The sequence below is a fragment of the Nostoc cf. commune SO-36 genome (assembly GCF_023734775.1).
GTDB lineage: Bacteria > Cyanobacteriota > Cyanobacteriia > Cyanobacteriales > Nostocaceae > Nostoc > Nostoc commune_A.
In genome coordinates this window covers 5,607,618-5,625,646 of sequence record NZ_AP025732.1, presented here as the reverse complement: position 1 = coordinate 5,625,646, position 18,029 = coordinate 5,607,618, and the positions used below count along the sequence as shown (strand labels likewise).

Annotated in this window: 24 protein-coding genes and 2 pseudogenes; 15 read left to right on the top strand and 11 right to left on the bottom strand. The window is 41.2% G+C overall.

Annotated elements, in window-relative coordinates; genetic code table 11:
- Positions 1-132 precede the first annotated feature (132 nt).
- The 5 genes from ANSO36C_RS25665 to ANSO36C_RS25645 are packed head-to-tail and all read left to right on the top strand — an operon-like array spanning position 133 to position 3,650.
- Entirely contained in the window at positions 133-1,293 is a 1,161-nt protein-coding gene (locus ANSO36C_RS25665; protein WP_251956863.1) for an ABC transporter permease subunit, read from the top strand.
- 30 nt (positions 1,294-1,323) lie between these two features.
- Positions 1,324-2,442: an urea ABC transporter permease subunit UrtC gene (urtC, locus tag ANSO36C_RS25660; RefSeq protein ID WP_251956862.1), complete on the top strand. Its 1,119-nt coding sequence runs from the start codon at positions 1,324-1,326 to the stop codon at positions 2,440-2,442.
- Entirely contained in the window at positions 2,417-3,163 is a 747-nt protein-coding gene (gene urtD / locus ANSO36C_RS25655) for an urea ABC transporter ATP-binding protein UrtD (RefSeq protein ID WP_251956861.1), read from the top strand. Before urtC ends, urtD begins: the two co-directional genes overlap by 26 nt.
- Before the next feature lie 59 nt (positions 3,164-3,222).
- On the top strand, positions 3,223-3,429 hold the full coding sequence (locus ANSO36C_RS25650; RefSeq protein ID WP_109007382.1) for a type II toxin-antitoxin system HicB family antitoxin: 207 nt from the start codon (positions 3,223-3,225) through the stop codon (positions 3,427-3,429).
- Positions 3,430-3,431: 2 nt separating this feature from the next.
- Positions 3,432-3,650 carry a type II toxin-antitoxin system HicA family toxin gene (locus ANSO36C_RS25645; RefSeq protein WP_251956860.1) on the top strand — a complete coding sequence of 73 codons (219 nt, stop codon included), beginning with the start codon at positions 3,432-3,434 and terminating at the stop codon, positions 3,648-3,650.
- A gap of 4 nt (positions 3,651-3,654) precedes the next feature.
- On the opposite strand, the gene ANSO36C_RS25640 is transcribed toward ANSO36C_RS25645, so the two are convergent.
- Positions 3,655-4,263 (bottom strand): Uma2 family endonuclease, encoded by a 609-nt coding sequence (locus ANSO36C_RS25640; RefSeq protein WP_251956859.1) that lies wholly within the window; start codon positions 4,261-4,263, stop codon positions 3,655-3,657.
- A gap of 450 nt (positions 4,264-4,713) precedes the next feature.
- Here ANSO36C_RS25640 and ANSO36C_RS25635 point away from each other — a divergent pair, with 450 nt between their 5' ends.
- Complete coding sequence (locus tag ANSO36C_RS25635) at positions 4,714-4,995, top strand: hypothetical protein (protein WP_251956857.1); 282 nt, start codon at positions 4,714-4,716, stop codon at positions 4,993-4,995.
- Positions 4,996-5,012: 17 nt separating this feature from the next.
- Entirely contained in the window at positions 5,013-5,417 is a 405-nt protein-coding gene (locus ANSO36C_RS25630; protein ID WP_251956855.1) for a type II toxin-antitoxin system VapC family toxin, read from the top strand.
- Positions 5,418-5,435: 18 nt separating this feature from the next.
- On the opposite strand, the gene ANSO36C_RS25625 is transcribed toward ANSO36C_RS25630, so the two are convergent.
- Positions 5,436-5,831: a hypothetical protein gene (locus ANSO36C_RS25625; RefSeq protein ID WP_251956853.1), complete on the bottom strand. Its 396-nt coding sequence runs from the start codon at positions 5,829-5,831 to the stop codon at positions 5,436-5,438.
- 180 nt (positions 5,832-6,011) lie between these two features.
- Between ANSO36C_RS25625 and ANSO36C_RS25620 the strand changes: the two genes are divergently transcribed.
- The 5 genes from ANSO36C_RS25620 to ANSO36C_RS35070 all read left to right on the top strand — a co-directional run bounded on the left by ANSO36C_RS25620 (position 6,012) and on the right by ANSO36C_RS35070 (position 7,708).
- Positions 6,012-6,281 carry a hypothetical protein gene (locus ANSO36C_RS25620; RefSeq protein WP_251956851.1) on the top strand — a complete coding sequence of 90 codons (270 nt, stop codon included), beginning with the start codon at positions 6,012-6,014 and terminating at the stop codon, positions 6,279-6,281.
- Positions 6,282-6,309: 28 nt separating this feature from the next.
- Positions 6,310-6,537 carry a hypothetical protein gene (locus tag ANSO36C_RS25615; RefSeq protein ID WP_251956849.1) on the top strand — a complete coding sequence of 76 codons (228 nt, stop codon included), beginning with the start codon at positions 6,310-6,312 and terminating at the stop codon, positions 6,535-6,537.
- The gene (locus tag ANSO36C_RS25610; protein WP_251956847.1) at positions 6,537-6,929 is read left to right on the top strand and encodes a type II toxin-antitoxin system VapC family toxin; all 393 of its coding nucleotides are present in this window, start codon (positions 6,537-6,539) and stop codon (positions 6,927-6,929) included. The genes ANSO36C_RS25615 and ANSO36C_RS25610 overlap by 1 nt, the downstream gene beginning before the upstream one ends.
- Before the next feature lie 75 nt (positions 6,930-7,004).
- Positions 7,005-7,181: an ATP-binding cassette domain-containing protein gene (locus tag ANSO36C_RS35075; RefSeq protein ID WP_251956845.1), complete on the top strand. Its 177-nt coding sequence runs from the start codon at positions 7,005-7,007 to the stop codon at positions 7,179-7,181.
- Positions 7,182-7,387: 206 nt separating this feature from the next.
- Complete coding sequence (locus tag ANSO36C_RS35070; RefSeq protein ID WP_251956843.1) at positions 7,388-7,708, top strand: ATP-binding cassette domain-containing protein; 321 nt, start codon at positions 7,388-7,390, stop codon at positions 7,706-7,708.
- 32 nt (positions 7,709-7,740) lie between these two features.
- Here the strand turns inward: ANSO36C_RS35070 and ANSO36C_RS25595 are convergent, their stop codons facing one another.
- The 7 genes and pseudogenes from ANSO36C_RS25595 to murG form a co-directional block, all read right to left on the bottom strand.
- Positions 7,741-8,547: a hypothetical protein gene (locus ANSO36C_RS25595; RefSeq protein WP_251956841.1), complete on the bottom strand. Its 807-nt coding sequence runs from the start codon at positions 8,545-8,547 to the stop codon at positions 7,741-7,743.
- Positions 8,548-8,599: 52 nt separating this feature from the next.
- On the bottom strand, positions 8,600-9,382 hold the full coding sequence (locus ANSO36C_RS25590) for an ABC transporter permease (protein ID WP_251956839.1): 783 nt from the start codon (positions 9,380-9,382) through the stop codon (positions 8,600-8,602).
- A 153-nt stretch (positions 9,383-9,535) separates the two neighbouring features.
- Positions 9,536-9,724: pseudogene (locus ANSO36C_RS35065) on the bottom strand (hypothetical protein); the annotation flags it as partial.
- Positions 9,712-10,269 carry a recombination mediator RecR gene (gene recR, locus ANSO36C_RS25585; protein WP_199349778.1) on the bottom strand — a complete coding sequence of 186 codons (558 nt, stop codon included), beginning with the start codon at positions 10,267-10,269 and terminating at the stop codon, positions 9,712-9,714. The pseudogene ANSO36C_RS35065 and the gene recR, both read right to left, overlap by 13 nt.
- Positions 10,270-10,452: 183 nt before the next feature.
- The gene (psbA, locus tag ANSO36C_RS25580; protein ID WP_251956458.1) at positions 10,453-11,535 is read right to left on the bottom strand and encodes a photosystem II q(b) protein; all 1,083 of its coding nucleotides are present in this window, start codon (positions 11,533-11,535) and stop codon (positions 10,453-10,455) included.
- 668 nt (positions 11,536-12,203) lie between these two features.
- The gene (locus tag ANSO36C_RS25575) at positions 12,204-13,544 is read right to left on the bottom strand and encodes a hypothetical protein (protein WP_251956837.1); all 1,341 of its coding nucleotides are present in this window, start codon (positions 13,542-13,544) and stop codon (positions 12,204-12,206) included.
- Positions 13,545-13,638: 94 nt separating this feature from the next.
- Positions 13,639-14,711, bottom strand: a pseudogene (gene murG, locus ANSO36C_RS25570) (undecaprenyldiphospho-muramoylpentapeptide beta-N-acetylglucosaminyltransferase).
- 84 nt (positions 14,712-14,795) lie between these two features.
- Here murG and ANSO36C_RS25565 point away from each other — a divergent pair.
- The 3 genes from ANSO36C_RS25565 (at position 14,796) to ANSO36C_RS25555 (ending at position 17,048) form a co-directional block, all read left to right on the top strand.
- Positions 14,796-15,635, top strand: coding sequence for a nuclear transport factor 2 family protein (locus ANSO36C_RS25565; RefSeq protein WP_251956835.1), 840 nt, complete (start codon positions 14,796-14,798; stop codon positions 15,633-15,635).
- Positions 15,636-15,865: 230 nt separating this feature from the next.
- Complete coding sequence (locus ANSO36C_RS25560) at positions 15,866-16,639, top strand: SDR family oxidoreductase (RefSeq protein WP_251956833.1); 774 nt, start codon at positions 15,866-15,868, stop codon at positions 16,637-16,639.
- 250 nt (positions 16,640-16,889) lie between these two features.
- Positions 16,890-17,048 (top strand): hypothetical protein, encoded by a 159-nt coding sequence (locus tag ANSO36C_RS25555; RefSeq protein ID WP_251956831.1) that lies wholly within the window; start codon positions 16,890-16,892, stop codon positions 17,046-17,048.
- On the opposite strand, the gene ANSO36C_RS25550 is transcribed toward ANSO36C_RS25555, so the two are convergent.
- Entirely contained in the window at positions 17,023-17,523 is a 501-nt protein-coding gene (locus ANSO36C_RS25550; protein ID WP_251956821.1) for a transposase, read from the bottom strand. The genes ANSO36C_RS25555 and ANSO36C_RS25550 overlap by 26 nt on opposite strands.
- Positions 17,444-17,968 (bottom strand): helix-turn-helix domain-containing protein, encoded by a 525-nt coding sequence (locus tag ANSO36C_RS35060; RefSeq protein ID WP_410174632.1) that lies wholly within the window; start codon positions 17,966-17,968, stop codon positions 17,444-17,446. The genes ANSO36C_RS25550 and ANSO36C_RS35060 overlap by 80 nt, the downstream gene beginning before the upstream one ends.
- Positions 17,969-18,029 lie beyond the last annotated feature (61 nt).

Sequence of the window (18,029 nt, the reverse complement as noted above, 5' to 3'; positions counted from 1 at the left end):
GTAATACTCGCCTCCGGCGAGAAGCAAGCTACGTAATTCGTAATTAATTGCCGATTACGAACTCTCAGAAATAGTAGGGTGTGTTATGGCTTTAGCCTAACGCACCATCTTGGGTAATAGTGGGGTAAAAAAGTGTTAGCAGGTTTCTTAGAAGCTGTATTTAATGGCATTAGTATTGGCGCTGTATTATTAATTGCTGCGTTAGGACTAGCTATTATATTTGGATTGATGGGCGTTATCAATATGGCGCATGGTGAATTGATGATGTTCGGCGCTTATGCAACATTTGTTGTGCAAAATGTATGTAAGCAATTGGGCGGGGTGTGGTTTGAAGTTTATATATTTTTGGCTTTAATTATTGCTTTTATTTTCACGGCTGCTGTGGGATTAATTTTAGAGAAAGGCGTGATTCGTTATCTTTATGGACGCCCATTAGAAACTCTCTTGGCAACTTGGGGAGTAAGTTTGATTTTTCAACAGTTTGTTCGCAGTGTAAATTGGGTATTGATAATTTGCATAGCTATATTTTCTCTGTTATTTTTTGGAGGTTTATGGATTTTAAATTCCCGCACAGATTTGGGAAGAGTTCGTAACTGGATTGTGGCTGTGATATTTTTATTATCGCTGGGGGTAACAATCATAACGGGCAATTTATTGAGTCAAACTTATCAGCTAGCAGTAACTCAACCTTGGTTTGGCGCTCAAAATGTAGATGTAACAGCGCCTACTTGGTTGCAAACAGGTATATCTTTGGGTGGTGTACAATTACCCTTCGCCAGGTTATTTATTATTGGTTTAACAATCATCTGTGTGACGGGAATTTATTTATTTTTACAACGTTCTAGCTGGGGTTTAAGAATTCGGGCTGTGACGCAAAACCGGAGTATGAGTGCTTGTTTAGGAATTCCAACTGAAAAAGTTGATGCGATTACTTTTGCACTAGGTTCTGGTTTAGCTGGTGTGGCTGGATGTGCGATTAGTTTACTCGGTTCTGTGGGGCCAAATACTGGACAGAACTATATTATTGATACTTTTATGGTTGTTGTGGTTGGGGGTGTGGGCAATTTAGCCGGGACGATTGTGGCGGCGTTGGGTATTGGTACGGCTAATTTTTTAATTGGTTCTGGGACTTTGGCTTTGTTGCTGAGTCCTGTTAAGCCTTTGGCTGATTTGTTTAGCTTTTTTGCAACAACGAGTATGGCTAAGGTGATGGTATTTGCGCTGATTATTGTGTTTTTACAGTGGAAGCCTGGGGGGATTTTTCCGCAGAAGGGACGTACTGTTGATGTTTAACGAACCGCAGAGACGCAGAGGACGCAGAGAATGAGGAAGAGAGGAGGAGGGTTATTAATTGAGGTGGGTGTGGTGGTTACGATCGCACTTTTCCTCATTATCATTATGCCACTGTTGCTGTCGGAGTTTCGTCTAAATTTGTTGGGGCGATTTTTGTCGCTGGCGATCGTGGCTTTGGGTATCGATTTGATTTGGGGGTATACTGGTTTACTAAGTTTGGGACATGGTATTTTCTTTGGTTTGGGTGGATATGCGATCGCAATGTACCTAAAACTGCAAGTCCCTACTGGAGAATTACCTGATTTCATGGGACTTTATGGGGTTACGGAACTTCCCGCCTTTTGGCAACCTTTTTATTCTTTTCCTTTGACAATAGCTTTTGTGGTACTAATTCCAGGGTTATTGGCGGGATTATTAGGATATTTGGTTTTCCGAAATCGCATCAAGGGTGTTTATTTTTCTATCTTGACCCAAGCCGCAACTATTGTATTTTTCAACTTCTTTAACGGTCAACAACAATTTTTCAATGGTACAAATGGACTGATAGATTTTACAACTTTGTTTGGGGCAACGGTTAGCGATGCAAAAACGCAGTTTGTTTTCTATACGCTGACGGTGGTGTTTCTCGCAGTCACTTACGGAATTTGCCGATGGTTGACAACTGGACGATTTGGCAGATTGTTGATAGCGATTCGTGATGATGAAAGTCGGGTAAGGTTTTCTGGCTATGACCCTACAGATTTTAAGGTGTTGGTGTTTGCAGTTTCAGGTGCGATCGCAGGCATTGCAGGAGCATTTTACACCATTCAAAGTGGTTCTGTCTCACCCAGAGCAATGGATATTGCCTTTTCCATTGAAATGGTGATTTGGGTAGCTGTAGGCGGACGCGCTACTTTGATTGGCGCGATTGTGGGAACTTTGTTAGTAAATTATGCCCGCACTTTTTTAAGCGAACAATTTGCCGAAATCTGGCTATTTTTCCAAGGCGCACTATTTTTGATAGTCGTCACAGTCCTTCCTGACGGTATTGTGGGATGGTTGCGTAGTCAGAATATTTCTCTTTTCCACCGCCGTCAAGAAATTGCTACATATCCCACCTTAGAAGAAGACGCCGAAGTGCAACATGAACGCGAAAATATTGGAAACTGAAAACGTAACTGTTAATTTTGACGGATTTAGGGCGCTAAATCAGCTTAACTTTAGCATGGATGTGGGTGAATTGCGGGTAGTAATTGGCCCCAATGGCGCAGGGAAAACAACGTTTCTGGATGTGATTACGGGGAAAGTTCAGCCAACCGTTGGGCGAGTTTTATTCAAAGGAAGAAACCTGCGTTCTTTACCTGAATATAAAATTGCGCGATTGGGTATTGGACGCAAGTTCCAAACACCCCGAATTTATTTAAATTTAACGCCCCGTGAAAATCTAGAAATTACCAGTAACAAAAATAAAAACGTCTTTTCTACTTTGTTTGAACGTTCTAATGCGGTTGAGAAAAATAATATTAAAGGATTATTAGAAACTATCGGTTTAACTCCGAAAGCTGACATCAGAGCAGCTTTACTTTCCCACGGCGAAAAGCAGCGTTTAGAAATTGGGATGTTAGTAGCACAGTCGCCTGATTTATTACTCGTTGATGAACCTGTTGCGGGTTTAACAGATGAAGAAACCTATAACATCGGCGAACTACTTTTAGCATTAGCGCAAAGTCATTCAATTTTAGTCATTGAACATGATATGGAATTTGTGCGTCAAATTGCTAAGAAAGTAACAGTATTACATGAAGGTTCGGTGCTGTGCGAAGGAAATTTTGAGGAAGTCCAAAATGATTCTCGTGTAATTGAAGTATATTTAGGAAAACAGGAAGACTAAATTTTTAGCTCTACAAGGCTTAGATATACTATAGTCACAAGCTTAGTGGATGAGGAAATATGAGGTTTAATGTAACGGTTGATCGTGATGAAGATGGTGCATGGATAGTAGAATGCCCCAGTATTCCGGGTTGTGTCAGTCAAGGTCAGACTAAGGAAGAAGCACTAGAGAATATCAAAGATGCGATAGCTGCCTGCCTACAAGTTCGTGCCGAGCGCGGTTTGCCACTTACCATAGAGACTCACCAAGTAGAGGTTGTGGCTTAGTTATGGCTTCTACTCTTCCTGTTCTTAGTGGACGTGAAGTTGTTCGTGTATTTGAGTCCTTTGGCTGGGAAGTTGCACGTCAAAGTGGAAGCCATATCATCCTGGTTAAAGAAGGAGAGTTAGCCACACTGTCTGTTCCTGAGCATCGTGAAGTAGCAAAAGGAACGAGTTTGTTTCTGCAATTTGATGCGGAGTGCATCCCAGTTTTTATTTTTCAATAAGATTCTATTCACTTAGTAATTCTGCTCGATTTGCGCTGTTAAACACCTGCTCTACTGTTAGCGCCCAATCAGCAATTACCACTGATTCCATGCAAGTTGCACCTGTAAATACCTTATCCTCATACTGTCCCTCTACCCACTGACAAATTGTAATTTGTTGCATCTGTGAGTCAACAATCCAATACTCTAATATTTCCCTAGCAGCATACTCCGTCCGCTTGTAGCGATAATCACGAACATGGTTTGCCGTACCCGGAGAAACAATTTCAATCACTAATGCAGGCGGCGGCATATCACGGGTGAGAGTGGCACGAGTAGCACCGATAAGGGCAGCATAAGATTCTTCTGTGTGAACCATTAAGTCAGGTAAACGACATCTCGCCCGTCGCCCTGCTACCTCAATTTCTGTATCCTTGTGAGCAACTAAATAAAATGCGAAATGTTTTAGGAGTTCAACAAAGAGAAATCTTGCCAGATTACTATTTTCCTGACTTTCTGGTGGCATCTCAACTAGTTCTCCATCCACCAACTCATAGCGCGTGTCTGTACCATCGTCATAGGTAAGATACTCCTCAAAAGTCAGCAGTTTTTGAGTTTTCGTCTTTTGGGTCATTTGCTCTGCCTAGCATCTGTATGTTATGAAGTATGAGCTATATATTCCAGTTAGCCAAACGACCAGTAGTTATATACGTACTTCATTTTAATGTAATCCTATACAATGCAATATATTCTCTTCGATACATGCATTTGGTTAAATTTAGCTCAAAAACCAGAATCACGTCCTCTGTTGAAGAGTATTCTATCTGGTCTTAACCAAAATAAATTAAAAATACTGCTTTCTAATGTAACTATTGAAGAGTACAATCGTCACAAAGATAATATTGGCATTTGGTTTGTGCAAGATGTGAAGCATTGCTAGACACAGGGGATTTCTTTGATTAATTGAAATGCTTTTAACATTGCCTTCCAGCAGCATAACAACGCGCATACACCCGCACCCGATCAATATTTGTGAAGAAAAAAGCTACAATTGCCCTAGCTTTAGTTGAAATCGTTTATTCCTATGAGCCAACTGCTAACACTAGAATTAAGTGATGATGTTTATGCAGCTTTGCAGCAGCAAGCTGATGCCGTCGGACTTTCTGTAGCAGAATTGATTGTGACATCTCTTGATGGGCAGCATCGTCTTCTGACTATTGCTAAACTACAACCCGAAGTTCAGCCAGAAGAAGCACGTCAACGGTTACTTAGTTATGCAGGTGCAATTAGCTTGGGTTATGCCACAGGTATAGATAACGAAAGCATTGATGCTGACTTGGCAAAAGCTTACACCAATGATTTTTAAGCATTGGAATGTAGATTATGCTGCTTGATACGTCAGGATTGCTCTGCTTTCTCCATAAAGATGAGCCACAACATGAAAGGGCAGTTGAACTGATTGCTACTACAAGCAGAACTCGGCTTACGCACAACTATGTTCTAGCAGAATTAGTGGCTCTAGCATTGGTTCGAGGCTTTTCCCGTTCAATTGTACTGTCATACAGCCTTGAACTGATCAACAATTCAAACGTTCAAATTGTATGGGTTGATGAGCCGCTACATCAAGAAGCAACAGATTTATTGTTAGCAAGACAGGATAAAACCTATTCATTATGTGATGCTGTAAGCTTTGTGTTGATGCGTAGGCAAGGAATTATGGAGGCATTAACAACTGATAAACACTTTGAGCAAGAAGGTTTTACTCGGTTGTTGCGGTCAGCAGGCTAACATGATATTATCTCATTTCTATGCAGTTTTACCATTCTTATCTGATGCTTGTTCTGCAATATTTTTTAAGCGGCTCGATCTCATTTTGCGGAGGCGATCGCTATTGCGAACTCCACCCGCCATTTCATATTCAGCGCTGTCTTTGCCATACTTGATAGCAACCACCATTAACATTTTCTCAGAAAGCTGTCTCAAGTTTTTTTCCATCTCTTCAACTTCTGTTGAAGAAGAGTCAACTATAGCCAAAGCGCTATTATGAACATCAAGTTTTTTACGTAACTGTTCGATTGACTCAATCAGTTTTTCTAATGTATAATCCTGTTCAAATTTAATGCTTGGAATAATCGATTTCATCCCAGATGCTCTTAATTCAGCTTTTTCTAAAATACGGGATGTACGTTTTTGACGAGGCATAAGTTTGCTCTTTTAAGATACTTCTACAACTAGCTTGCCTCAATTAAGCCCGATTCCGGTTCAGCATAAATCGCAATTTCTGATAATAAAATTTTTGAGCTTATCTCAGTAATATTTCGGTATATAATTACTCATATAATAAGGCAAGAGGTAGCAAATACGAGAGTAGTCGCTACAGACTTGAGAGTAGTCGCTACAGACTTGAGAGTAGTCGCTACAGATTTGAGAGTAGTCGCTACAGACTTGAGAGTAGTCGCTACAGACTTGGGAGTAGTCGCTACAGGCTTGAGAGTAGTCGCTACAGGCTTGAGAGTAGTCGCTACAGACTTGGGAGTAGTCGCTACAGACTTGAGAGTAGTCGCTACAGACTTGGGATTAGTCGCTACAGACTTGAGAGTAGCAGGGTTAATAAATCTGGTCATAAAGGGCGCGATCGTCCATACTAGATGATAGACACCTTCGACTATAGGAGCCGTCTATGTTGCTACAAGAATTGAAGGAGCAGGTCTTCAAGCTATCACCAAGCGATCGCCTAGCACTAGTGAGCGCCATCATTGAGTCCTTGCAAGACACGGCAATTTCTCAGCCTGAGCGCTCTGGCGCAATTAGACGGATGCGAAACTTGTTAAAAACAGATCGGCCAGCACCGACTGATGAAGAAGTGACTAGTATGTTACAAGAGCGACGGGTAGACAAGTATCTTTAGTGAAAGTTTTAATTGATACTAATATTGTTCTAGATTTTCTGTTGCAGCGAGAGCCTTTTTTCCAAGATGCAGAACTGTTGTTTCAAAAGATTGATTCTGGTCATGTCGTTAGATATGTTACAGCGACAACACTTACAGATATTTTTTATATTTCCCGAAGACATACCCGCAGCATTGATCAAGCACGACAAGCAGTTTCAGAAATGCTGACTGCTATGATCATTTGTCCTGTGAATCGAGCCGTCTTAGAATCAGCGTTTGGATCTGGTTTAGCTGATTTTGAAGATGCCATTCAAATCGCTTGTGCTATTGCTCAAAGGTTAGACGCTATTTTGACACGCGATACGCAAGGTTTTTTGAGTTCATCTTTACCAGTTTTTATCAATTCATGAGTTGTTACAGCAGTTAGGGGCGTAAGATAGCGATTAGTTGGTTGTCAGGCAAAGATATACAAACTGAATCTTATTATGCTAAAAATTTCTAACCTCAACGTTTACTACGGCGAAAGCCACATTCTCCGCAATGTAGATTTAAGCGTACCATCTGGGCAAATGATATGCCTGATTGGACGCAATGGTGTAGGGAAATCTACATTACTCAAAACAATTATGGGTTTACTCAAAACCCCGCAGTGGTACTATTAACTGTAGCTGGAGAATTAATCAACTACGAAATCTCCAGACCAAAGGGCAAAGTTAGGAATTGGTTATGTTCCCCAAGGACGAGAAATCATCCCCCGCTTGACAGTCAAAGAAAATCTGCTGCTGGGGTTAGAGGCAAGACGCAAAACCACTAAAAAAAAGCAGAAATTCCAGAGGAAGTTTTTAGCTTATTCCCAGTTTTAAAAACCATGCTTTCGCGGATGGGTGGTGATTTAAGTGGTGGACAGCAACAACAATTAGCGATCGCACGTGCTTTAATGGGAGAACCTCAATTACTCGTATTGGATGAACCCACTGAAGGTATTCAACCCTCAATCATCCTCGAAATTGAAGCCGCAGTCCGTCGCATCGTCGAAACCACAGGCATTTCGGTTTTATTGGTAGAGCAACATTTACACTTTGTCCGTCAAGCTGATTACTACTACGCCATGCAAAAAGGTGGTATTGTCGCCTCCGGTTCCACAACCGAACTCAGCCAAGATGTGATTCAACGCTTTTTAGCTGTTTAATAAACCAGAATTCAGGAGTCAGTAGTCAGAATTCAGAATTGAATTGGAATGTGACTGGCGGATGTAGCTTGCTTCTCTGTAGGAGTATAAACGGGTTTAATTTCTCCACTTTCTTGTTCTGAATTCGGGATTATAAATTTTGTATTGTCTCTATCAATTGTGTCAGTAGCAATCAAGTCTGCGGCTTCTTGTAAAAGCTCATGTTGTTCCTTTTGAATTGCTTGTAAGCGACTAGAAATTTCTGCCAATCTTTGTTGTTTATTTAGTTGGAAATTTTCAGGTGGCAAAGCTGGCAGGTTATCACTTGTTTCACTAGCAGTTATTCGTTGAACAGTATAACTGCCAACTTTAGTTAAGGATAGAAAGCTAACTTTAATCAAAGCCAGAAGCAATTTTAACGGAACTTGGAGTATTGACCAACTAGCTGTTTCAATCAAGCGGACAATTGCTTTGATGATGCTCCAAATGATAGCGATCGCAAACAGCAAAATCACTATACTAATAATTGGGTGATTAGTCGCCCAACCTAGTATTTGAACTAACTTAAATAATATCGGGTATTGTATCAGCCAATCACTTACAGAAGATGCCATCGCATTTGTAACTGCGCCCGATGTTGTACTTTTAAATTTATCAGCAGTTTGCCAAGTTTCCTCTAAACTTGTTGTAACTGTATCAATTGCTTTATCAGTAGTTGTAGTTGCTGTTGCTTTCAAAGACTCCCCAACTTGTTGTGCTGAGTTACTTAGAGAGTTAACGCTTCCGCCCACAAAATCTTTCACATTTTGCAAACGTTGTAAAATTTTATTTGGCACGTATATATCTATTGGAGCTACCATAAGACATTTCACCGAGGTTGAAATCGATCTCGTAAAATTAACTGGAAGTCCATTAACTCGAAGCACTAGTATAAAACCGCAACGCAAACCGCCAAAACCAAGTAGAAACAAAAAACAGCACTACTGCTAATATTGCCGCACCTATCAACCAGCTAATTTCACTCCGACCCAACAGCGCTTGGGCTGGTACAGTAGTTAAAAAAGCTACTGGCATCACAAAGGTGAAGAAAAAACGGTAAGCAGTGGGATATGCGGCGATGGGATATCGTCCAGCTTCTAATAAACCACGCAAGACTTCGGTAACGTTGTATATTTTAACGAACCAAATACTTGTCGCTCCTAGCATAAACCACAGGCTGTACAAAATTATTAAGCTGAACAATAACGGCAACACACCAAGTAAATAGCCGTTTATCTCTACACCGAGGCGTTTACCTGCATAGCCAATGATAATACTACCAAAAACTAGATCCGGCAGTCCCCAAGGTGAAAGAGTATGGGTGGAAAGCCAAAACTGACTGCGGATAGGTTTTAATAATATAAAGTCCAAAGTGCCTTCCTGGACATGGCGGACAATGCGATTCAAATTTGATGCCAGAAAAGTAGCAGAAAATCCTTGAAGTAAGGTAAAAATTCCTAAAACTACTAAAGCTGCTTCCCATGACCAGCCACTAAAACTGTAGCCAGTGCGGTAAAACAAGAATAGTCCAAAGAGGCTGCCGACAAGATTTCCCAAGCTGCTGAGGGTAGCTATAAAAAAGTTAATCCGATATTCCAATTCTGCTGCGATCGCAGCACTCCAAAATAATCTTAATACTTTCAAATACCTTTGCATCTTGCACCTCTAACCTAAAACCTGCTATCTGTCATTACATTTCTCAAGATTACACAAGAACTTTATGTAAGTGTATGATGGAGCGATCGCAGTGTGTTAATTGTGCTTGTTTGCTAGTTTCGCTGGGAAGTAAAATCAAACTCTGATGTCTAGCTAGGAATTAATCGCAGAATTAGCCATTTTTACTAAAGAAGTGCGTTCGCCTGCTTTCAACCAGCCAGTGATGCCCTTAGCTAGGGATACAGGTTTACCAGTTAGGCGCGGTGTTTTGCTGGTTACAGCTTCAGCCGTAACAACACCTAAACGACAAGCAGTTCCATCAGTACAATCTAATCCAATTCCCGGCGTCCTTCCAACGCCCTCGCCAAAGTCACTTCATCTGCGTACTCCAAATCGCCACCCACAGGTAAACCAAAAGCAATCCGCGTCACCTTAGTAAATGGTTTCAATAGCTGACCGATATACAGTGTTGTTGTCTCACCTTCTATACTCGGACTAATTGCGAGAATTACCTCTTGAGGTTTTTGCTGACCGACTCGGCGCTGTAAAGCCAGTATAGTCAACTGTTCTGGCCCAATTCCATCAATTGGCGAAATCACCCCACCCAAAACGTGATATTTGCCTTTGTATTCGCGGGTTTTTTCCAGCGCAATCACATCGCGAGGATCTGCTACAACACAAATAGTATTATTGTCACGGTTGGCATTGCGGCAGATTTCACAAACAGGTTCAGCAGATAAGTGAAAGCAAACAGAACACAAGCCTATCTGTTTTTTTGCCTCAATTAAAGCTTGTGCCAAAGCTTCTACTTCTGCTTCTGGTCGCTTCAAAATATGCAAAGCCAGTCGTTGGGCACTTTTGGGGCCAACTCCCGGCAGGCGTTGCAATTGCTCAATTAACCGTGCTAAAGGGCGTGCGTAAACCGTTGTCTTCTCTCCAGAATGTTTTTACTTTTACTATGATGACATTTTTCGGGTAGTTCCATCTCTCTAGTAAGCTACGCGCATCTAATAAACAAAAGCGCCCTCCTTTTCAGGAGAGCGCTTTCTCATTTAGCTAAGACTTAAGAATTAACCGTTGATAGCAGGAGCGGTTAGAGCCACAGGAGCAAAGTCACCAGCAGCCAAATCGAGAGGGAAGTTGTGAGCGTTGCGCTCATGCATTACTTCCATACCCAGGTTAGCGCGGTTGATTACATCTGCCCAAGTTGCAATCACACGACCTTCAGAGTCAATGATTGATTGGTTGAAGTTGAAACCGTTCAAGTTGAACGCCATTGTGCTTACACCCAAGGCGGTAAACCAGATGCCGATTACAGGCCATGCTGCTAAGAAGAAGTGCAGTGAACGGCTGTTGTTGAATGAAGCGTATTGGAAGATTAGACGACCGAAGTAGCCGTGGGCTGCAACGATGTTGTAGGTTTCTTCTTCTTGACCGAATTTGTAACCGTAGTTTTGTGATTCGGTTTCGGTTGTTTCACGAACCAAGGAAGAAGTTACAAGTGAACCGTGCATTGCACTGAACAAACTTCCACCGAATACACCTGCTACACCGAGTTGGTGGAAGGGGTGCATCAAGATGTTATGTTCTGCTTGGAACACGATCATGAAGTTGAAGGTTCCAGAAATACCCAAGGGCATACCATCTGAGAAAGAACCTTGTCCGATTGGGTATACCAAGAAGACTGCGCTTGCTGCTGCTACTGGTGCAGAATAAGCTATAGCAATCCAAGGACGCATACCTAAGCGGTAGGATAGTTCCCATTCACGACCCAAGTAGCAGAATACGCCAATCAGGAAGTGGAAAATTACCAATTGGTAAGGGCCACCGTTGTACAACCACTCGTCTAAGGATGCTGCTTCCCAAATTGGGTAGAAGTGCAAGCCGATTGCATTGGAGGAAGGAACAACTGCACCGGAGATGATGTTGTTTCCGTAAATTAATGAACCTGCAACTGGTTCACGGATACCGTCGATGTCTACTGGAGGTGCTGCGATAAAGGCGATTACAAAGCAGGCGGTAGCGGCTAACAAGGTTGGAATCATGACTACGCCGAACCAACCGATGTAAATACGGTTGTTGGTGCTGGTGATCCATTCGCAGAATCGATCCCATACATTGGCGCTTGAGCGCTGTTGTAAGGTTGTTGTCATTGTTTTATAAGTGCGGTTAGTTATGTATGAATCAGGCGGTTTTGTTTTTGCCTGTGAATGTACTTTACAATGCTTTACAATTTTTAATCAACTTTTATTACTTCAGTAAACCTGATACAACTTATTAGTTTTGCTTATTTAAGAGTTATAGTTTAACAAACTTTGGGGGTTTAAGTCCCCAGTAAGACAGGCAGCCCGTTTTGTGTCGGGGTCTAAATCCCCGTCACAAAACGTAATTGCGTTAGCGTAGCGGTAGCGAGTCCGCGAGCGTCATTGCGAATTGCGAATTGTTTTAATTTATGCTGGTGTTCCATAGTTAGGATGTCTCGTAAAGAAGCGTTCGCGGAGCGTCTCGTTGACGCAGCCTCTCGTAGAGAAGAGAAGCAATCGCCAGGACTGGGATTGCTTCGCTTTGCTCGCAATGACATTGTGTAACTAATATATGTCTAACGACTTACCGTTCGCGTAGCGTCTCATAGAGAATGCTTTAGGCTGTGCTAATACTAATTCTGTATGAAGATGGGCTAAACCATATTTAAGTACAAGAAAGAAGAAGGAGAAACGTAGACGCATTAGCGAAGAAGGAGCGTCAGCGGCTTGCCGCAGGCTACTGCAAAGAACGCAAAGAGAAGAAAGAAATGCTTAACCCAAGCGTATTGGTCTATGTATTACTTCTTTACTAAAAAATATGCGGTAGCATATTCCGGTAATTGGCTAATATTCTGCCCAAATTCTTTTTGATTCTTAAAAATACCTGCCAAAAAATCGAGTTGATAAAGATTAGGTAAAAATGCCCCACCTGTATCAGCCATAACTCCCATTCGCAGATGTTTACGACCACCTTTAGTATGCTCAATTACAATTACTTTACCTAAACCGATATTCAAAACATCTCCTGCAAAAGTGACTCCGGGTTTAATGGAGATTTTTGCATCTATTTTGTATCCATAGCCTTTAATGGCATCAACCTCTCTAAAATACCAATAGCGCTTTTGTGCTGTTGCCTTCAATCCGCGAATATAAGACATTCCATTATTTCTATCTACATTAAAAAATGCCCTATAACCATCAGTAAAGTTAATTAGTACTGTTCCTTGCATTAAGGCTTCTTCTAAGCCAGTTCTAGTTAGATAAGCGAGACTTTTAACTTTTCCAAATTCTTTACCGCCTGGTTCAAAAATACCCGATAAAACATCCTGCTTTGTGTATTTTGTATAAAATTTGTCGTTATTAGAGTTATCCTTTAGGCTATAAATGGGGGTATTAAAAGTAGAGGTTTTCTTGCGAGAACCAGAGTGAGTAAATACAGCATATTTAGTAATTCGCAATTGTTTTTGTTTCTTATCTTTTGGGTTATAGGCAGTCCATTTGATAACTCGAAAATTTGAATTGATAAACTTAGGGTCTTGTAAACGAGTAGCTCGTTTATTAGCAATATCTTCTTTTAAAACAACAATCATGAAATCCAAAGTTTTAAGAACATCTGGCACAGTAACCCCTTGAGTGGTAAGCAATCCTGTACGCAGAATATCTGGGTCTTCTGAGGCGTAGTCTTGAAAGTATTTTCTAGTATTAACGAGAACGGTTAATAAATCTCCTTGATTGAAATTAACCTTACTACTTGGGAGTTTAGCTGGAGTAACAACTTGGCTACCATTAATGCTAAATTTATATTTTTTAAACTCATCAATAACCGGATAGGATGGAGATGCTGCTAACAAATCCTGGCGAGATGAAAAGGCGTATTGCTTTAAAATCTCATCAGATGTTTGTTGTGTGACAAAAGAACTTTGAACCTTCGAGGTTAGTGGATCAACAAGGTGATTTGAAGTGAAGGAAGTTTGTGATTGAAGTAGGGCTAAATTATCTTGCTGAGTAAAAGATTGATCTTGTTGGGTTTGCTGTTTAGTTTTTAACTGATTATATAGATGGCTACTGCTTAAACTGACAAATAATAAAGCAGCACAACCTAATGTTAAACGGATTTTTTTATTAAATAAGATATTCATAAACTAAAGAATAAATTTGTATTGTCTCTTAGTATCTTCACTCCGTGACGCTGCGCGTAGCTTGCTTTGCTGTCAGGGTAGAATTTGGGATTTTTTAAGTTTCTATCACCTCACGCACTAATTGCGCCAACTTATCTGCACTATCAGGAACAGCGATCGCTTTTGCTTTTTGTCCCATTTTTGCTAACTCTTGCGGTGATTGCAGCAAATTCAACACATTACTTTGCAATACTTCACTCGTCAATTCTGATTGCTGCAAAGTTAATGCCGCACCCGCTTTTGTAAATACGTCTGCATTGTAAGATTGATGGTCTTCTGCGGCAAAGGGGTAAGGAATCAGAATCGCTGGAACTCCACACACTGCTAATTCTGTCAAGCTACCTGCGCCAGAACGACTAATCGCCAGAGTTGCTCGTTGCAACAAGGCCGCCATGTTGTTGTAAAAAGGTAAAGCTATGTACTGTGAATGTTTGAGACTATCTGCTTCTGGATCGCGATCGCCAGTTAAATGTACTACATAAGCACCAGCATCAAACCAAGCTTTTGCCGATTCGCGTACCAATTTATTTACGGCAACTGCACCCTGGCTACCGCCAAAGACGACAATTAAAGGAACACCATCAGGAATAGCTAAATCCAGTGGTGCATCAATTGCCCCATCAAGAAATTGCGCTCTTACCGGAGTACCAACACAAACATTTTTGGCACGGGGCAAATACTTAGCAGCTACTTCAAATCCCAAAGCAACCGCACTACACCAAGGGCCAAAAAAGCGAGTTACTTTACCAGGTATTGCGTTAGATTCGTGGAAAACCACAGGCAAACCGAGGGAACGTGCCGCAATCACGGCTGGCCCGGCAATGTAACCCCTGTGGTAAACACCCCTTGAAAATTTCCCTGTTTGAGAATTCGTCTAACTTCCACAATCGAAAGGGCAAGTTTACCCAAGATCCGAATTGAGGAAAATCCAAACCCTTGCTGAAACCCTTCAACTGCAATAGTATTCAAGGGATACTGTTTAGGGACAAGTTGAGTTTCTAGGCGATTGGGTACTCCCAGCCATTCTATTTGATAATCTGGAAGTTTTTCTGCCAGTGCGATCGCTGGAAACAAGTGACCACCAGTCCCACTGGCAGCTATTAATAATCGTATCGGTGCGTTTGCCATCAAACCTCTACCGTTTAGCGTCTAGCTTAACTAAGATAAAACAATTTCCTTACTTTCTCTCATCAAATCAGTAAATTCTTGCCAATGACTAATATTATTACCGCCTTAGTGAGACGACAACTCAGATTTCCAGCACATATCTGGCTGGTTTCGTTCCTACTGACTATTGGTTTAACAAGTGGTTGGCAACGTACTCAGGCGACGACACCACAACAATTAGTCCAAACTGGTACACCCCAAAACGCACCAGCCAATCTGAAAAATCTCTTGACGCAAGTTGATGCCGCCGCTAGCCGGGGAGATGTCAAAGGAGTGTTGCAATTTTATAGCCCCAATTTCACTCATGGGGATGGATTAAACCTCCAAACTCTAGAAAAGTCTTTAATTTCACTTTGGCAACGATATCCCAAATTGCAATACACTACAAAACTGCTATCTTCAAAATCTGAAGGCAATGGGATTATTGCCGAAACAGAAACGAATATAACTGGCTTACCCTCCGGTAACGCTAATAAATTGACTCTCAATGCCACGATTAAATCGCGTCAGCGCATTGAAAATGGCAAAATTGCCCGCCAAGACATATTGTCAGAACGCACCTTGCTTACCTCTGGCAGCAAGCCGCCCCAAATTGATTTTAAATTACCACAGCAGGTGGTAGTTGGTCAGAAGTATAATTTTGATGCGATCGTCCAAGAGCCACTTGGTGATGATTTTCTACTAGGAACGGCGCTAGAAGAACCCATAAAACCAGATAAATTTCTCAACCCTACATCTGTAGATTTGCAATTACTAACATCTGGTGGATTGTTTAAAACGGGACAAGCACCATCTACCCCTGGTAGTCAATGGGTTTCTGCTGTCATCCTACGAGGTAATGGGATGACGATGGTAACTCAGCGCCTGCAAGTAGTGAAGAAGTAATACAGACGCGATTAATCGCATCTTTACAGGAGTTAGGAGTAATAGACAGACTGATGATAAATTATGAACGATAAAACTTGTGCTAATTCATAATTCATTAACTGTTAACTCCTCACTCCTAACTATCCTAATGACCGAAGACGACTCATGATACAAGCCCCTAAATTTATTTATGGGGATAAAAATTTTTGAATTTTGAATTTTGAATTTTGAATTCGGAGCGAAGCGACGTGACTTCCCTACAAAATCAAATCATTTTGATTACTGGCGCAAGTAGTGGTATTGGTACTGCTTGTGCGAGAATCTTCGCTGGTGCGGGTGCAAAACTTATTTTGGCAGCACGACGTTTAGAACGTTTACAACAGCTAGCAGATACTCTCAGTAAAGATTTTAGTACTGAAACTCATTTATTAGAGCTAGATGTGCGCGATCGCAGCGCTGTTGAATCTGCCATTACAACTCTACCCCCCGCTTGGTCTGATATCGATATTCTCATTAATAATGCTGGCTTAAGTCGTGGTTTAGACAAGTTGCACGAAGGCAGCTTTCAAGACTGGGAAGACATGATTGATACTAACGTTAAGGGTTTACTTTACGTCTCCCGCTATGTCGTTCCGGGAATGGTAAGTCGCGATCGCGGTCATGTGGTAAATTTAGGTTCCATTGCTGGACATCAAACCTATCCCGGTGGCAATGTCTACTGTGCAACCAAAGCTGCTGTGAGAGCAATTTCTGAAGGTTTAAAACAAGACTTGTTGGGGACACGGGTACGTGTAACTTCCGTTGATCCTGGTATGGTAGAAACGGAATTTAGTGAGGTGCGCTTTCATGGAAATACTGAACGCGCCAACAAAGTCTATCAGGGAGTTACACCCCTGACAGCAGATGATGTGGCTGATGTAATATTTTTTTGCGTGACGCGATCGCCCCATGTCAATATTAATGAAGTTGTGCTGATGCCTGTTGACCAAGCTAGCGCTACCCTAGTTAACCGACGAACGTAAAGCTAGCCCATCTCATACCATTCTCAAAAAGCTTACCCTTTTTACCTATTTCCGCAATTCCTCTCAACACTGAAACGGAGTACCGTTTCAGTGTTGAGAGGAATTGCGGGGGAAAAGCGAAACATCCCTTGACCAATACTGAGCGTCAGCGAAGTTAGGGAGAGGGATAGTTGAGCTTTTCCCAAACAAATCTTTGGTACAACACGACTATTTTAAATGTATTATATTCACACGTGATTAGGTCGAAGTCATGGAACAAGTATTGACGCTAGTTTGCAAACTCAACCCCTCTCAAAGACAGGCAGAAGAAATCGAACTGGTACTAAAAGCTTTTGCTGATGCGTGTAACTACGCCAACGAAAAAGTTACAGCACCTACGGCTGTTATGAGGTACAGTAGCAGCAACTAGCAAACCAGTTTCTTAAATGTTGAGGATTTATTAAGTTGAGTGCAACTGAGATTAGTTTATCAACCATTTCTGTTGTAGTTGGAGCGAAACTGCGTAAAAAAAATTTAAGTTGTGACCACCATAATTCAATTGGATTAAAATCGGGGGAGTATGAGGATAAACAAATAACTTTCGCACCTACAGCTTCAATCATTGGCACAATTGAATCTAGTTTATGTGCAGATAAATTATCCATAACTACCACTGCTCCTGACCATAAATTTGGCACTAAAAACTTCTCAATAAATAATTCAAATGCGATGCCATCCATTGAACCATTCATTGTCATTAATGCAACTACTTTTTTAATACTAATTGCTCCAATCACTGTAACTTTTGAGCCTCTATAAAATGGGTTAAAAGAGTAAGCTCTTGTTCCCATTTGTGAACGAGCATGAGTCCTCGCTAACCCTAATAAAACGCCAGTTTCGTCCAAAAATACTAAATTTTCTGGCTCTATATTTTTGACATGCTCCCAATAATCTAATCTTAAATTTAGGACTCAATAGTCCCCGCTTGCGTACTCCGCTTTGTTTTTTTTTTCGATTTAATCCTAATTTATGTAACGCCCGGCACATTGCACTTTGACCTACCCAATTGCCAGTCTTGTCTGCAAATAATTCACACAACTCTATCAATGTTGCATCTGGATATGATTCAACTAATTCTCTCAACTCTGTGTCAGCATTTGTTAAATGACTAAATTGTGGCTTTCCTCGCGGCTTGGATTGTAAATTCCCTTCAAGTTTTTGTTGTTTTACAAGCTTTTGAACTAAACTTTTTGAGACGGAAAATATGTTAGCTACTTTTCTGATTGAGATGTTTTTTTGAAGATGTGCTGCAACTATTTTTTCTCGAAGATCGACAGAGTATGACTTCATTTAAAGGTATTTATATTTTAATCTATTGTACCTCATAACAGACGCAAGTGCTGTAAGTCTC

Excerpts from the sequence above, each read along its gene's own strand:
- urtC (WP_251956862.1), top strand. The coding sequence starts at position 1,324 with ATGAGGAAGAGAGGAGGAGGGTTATTAATTGAGGTGGGTGTGGTGGTT.
- urtD (WP_251956861.1), top strand. The coding sequence starts at position 2,417 with ATGAACGCGAAAATATTGGAAACTGAAAACGTAACTGTTAATTTTGAC.
- ANSO36C_RS25650 (WP_109007382.1), top strand. The coding sequence starts at position 3,223 with ATGAGGTTTAATGTAACGGTTGATCGTGATGAAGATGGTGCATGGATA.
- ANSO36C_RS25645 (WP_251956860.1), top strand. The coding sequence starts at position 3,432 with ATGGCTTCTACTCTTCCTGTTCTTAGTGGACGTGAAGTTGTTCGTGTA.
- ANSO36C_RS25640 (WP_251956859.1), bottom strand. The coding sequence starts at position 4,263 with ATGACCCAAAAGACGAAAACTCAAAAACTGCTGACTTTTGAGGAGTAT.
- ANSO36C_RS25635 (WP_251956857.1), top strand. The coding sequence starts at position 4,714 with ATGAGCCAACTGCTAACACTAGAATTAAGTGATGATGTTTATGCAGCT.
- ANSO36C_RS25630 (WP_251956855.1), top strand. The coding sequence starts at position 5,013 with ATGCTGCTTGATACGTCAGGATTGCTCTGCTTTCTCCATAAAGATGAG.
- ANSO36C_RS25625 (WP_251956853.1), bottom strand. The coding sequence starts at position 5,831 with ATGCCTCGTCAAAAACGTACATCCCGTATTTTAGAAAAAGCTGAATTA.
- ANSO36C_RS25615 (WP_251956849.1), top strand. The coding sequence starts at position 6,310 with ATGTTGCTACAAGAATTGAAGGAGCAGGTCTTCAAGCTATCACCAAGC.
- ANSO36C_RS35075 (WP_251956845.1), top strand. The coding sequence starts at position 7,005 with ATGCTAAAAATTTCTAACCTCAACGTTTACTACGGCGAAAGCCACATT.
- ANSO36C_RS35070 (WP_251956843.1), top strand. The coding sequence starts at position 7,388 with ATGCTTTCGCGGATGGGTGGTGATTTAAGTGGTGGACAGCAACAACAA.
- ANSO36C_RS25595 (WP_251956841.1), bottom strand. The coding sequence starts at position 8,547 with ATGGTAGCTCCAATAGATATATACGTGCCAAATAAAATTTTACAACGT.
- ANSO36C_RS25590 (WP_251956839.1), bottom strand. The coding sequence starts at position 9,382 with ATGCAAAGGTATTTGAAAGTATTAAGATTATTTTGGAGTGCTGCGATC.
- psbA (WP_251956458.1), bottom strand. The coding sequence starts at position 11,535 with ATGACAACAACCTTACAACAGCGCTCAAGCGCCAATGTATGGGATCGA.
- ANSO36C_RS25575 (WP_251956837.1), bottom strand. The coding sequence starts at position 13,544 with ATGAATATCTTATTTAATAAAAAAATCCGTTTAACATTAGGTTGTGCT.
- ANSO36C_RS25565 (WP_251956835.1), top strand. The coding sequence starts at position 14,796 with ATGACTAATATTATTACCGCCTTAGTGAGACGACAACTCAGATTTCCA.
- ANSO36C_RS25555 (WP_251956831.1), top strand. The coding sequence starts at position 16,890 with ATGGAACAAGTATTGACGCTAGTTTGCAAACTCAACCCCTCTCAAAGA.
- ANSO36C_RS35060 (WP_410174632.1), bottom strand. The coding sequence starts at position 17,968 with ATGAAGTCATACTCTGTCGATCTTCGAGAAAAAATAGTTGCAGCACAT.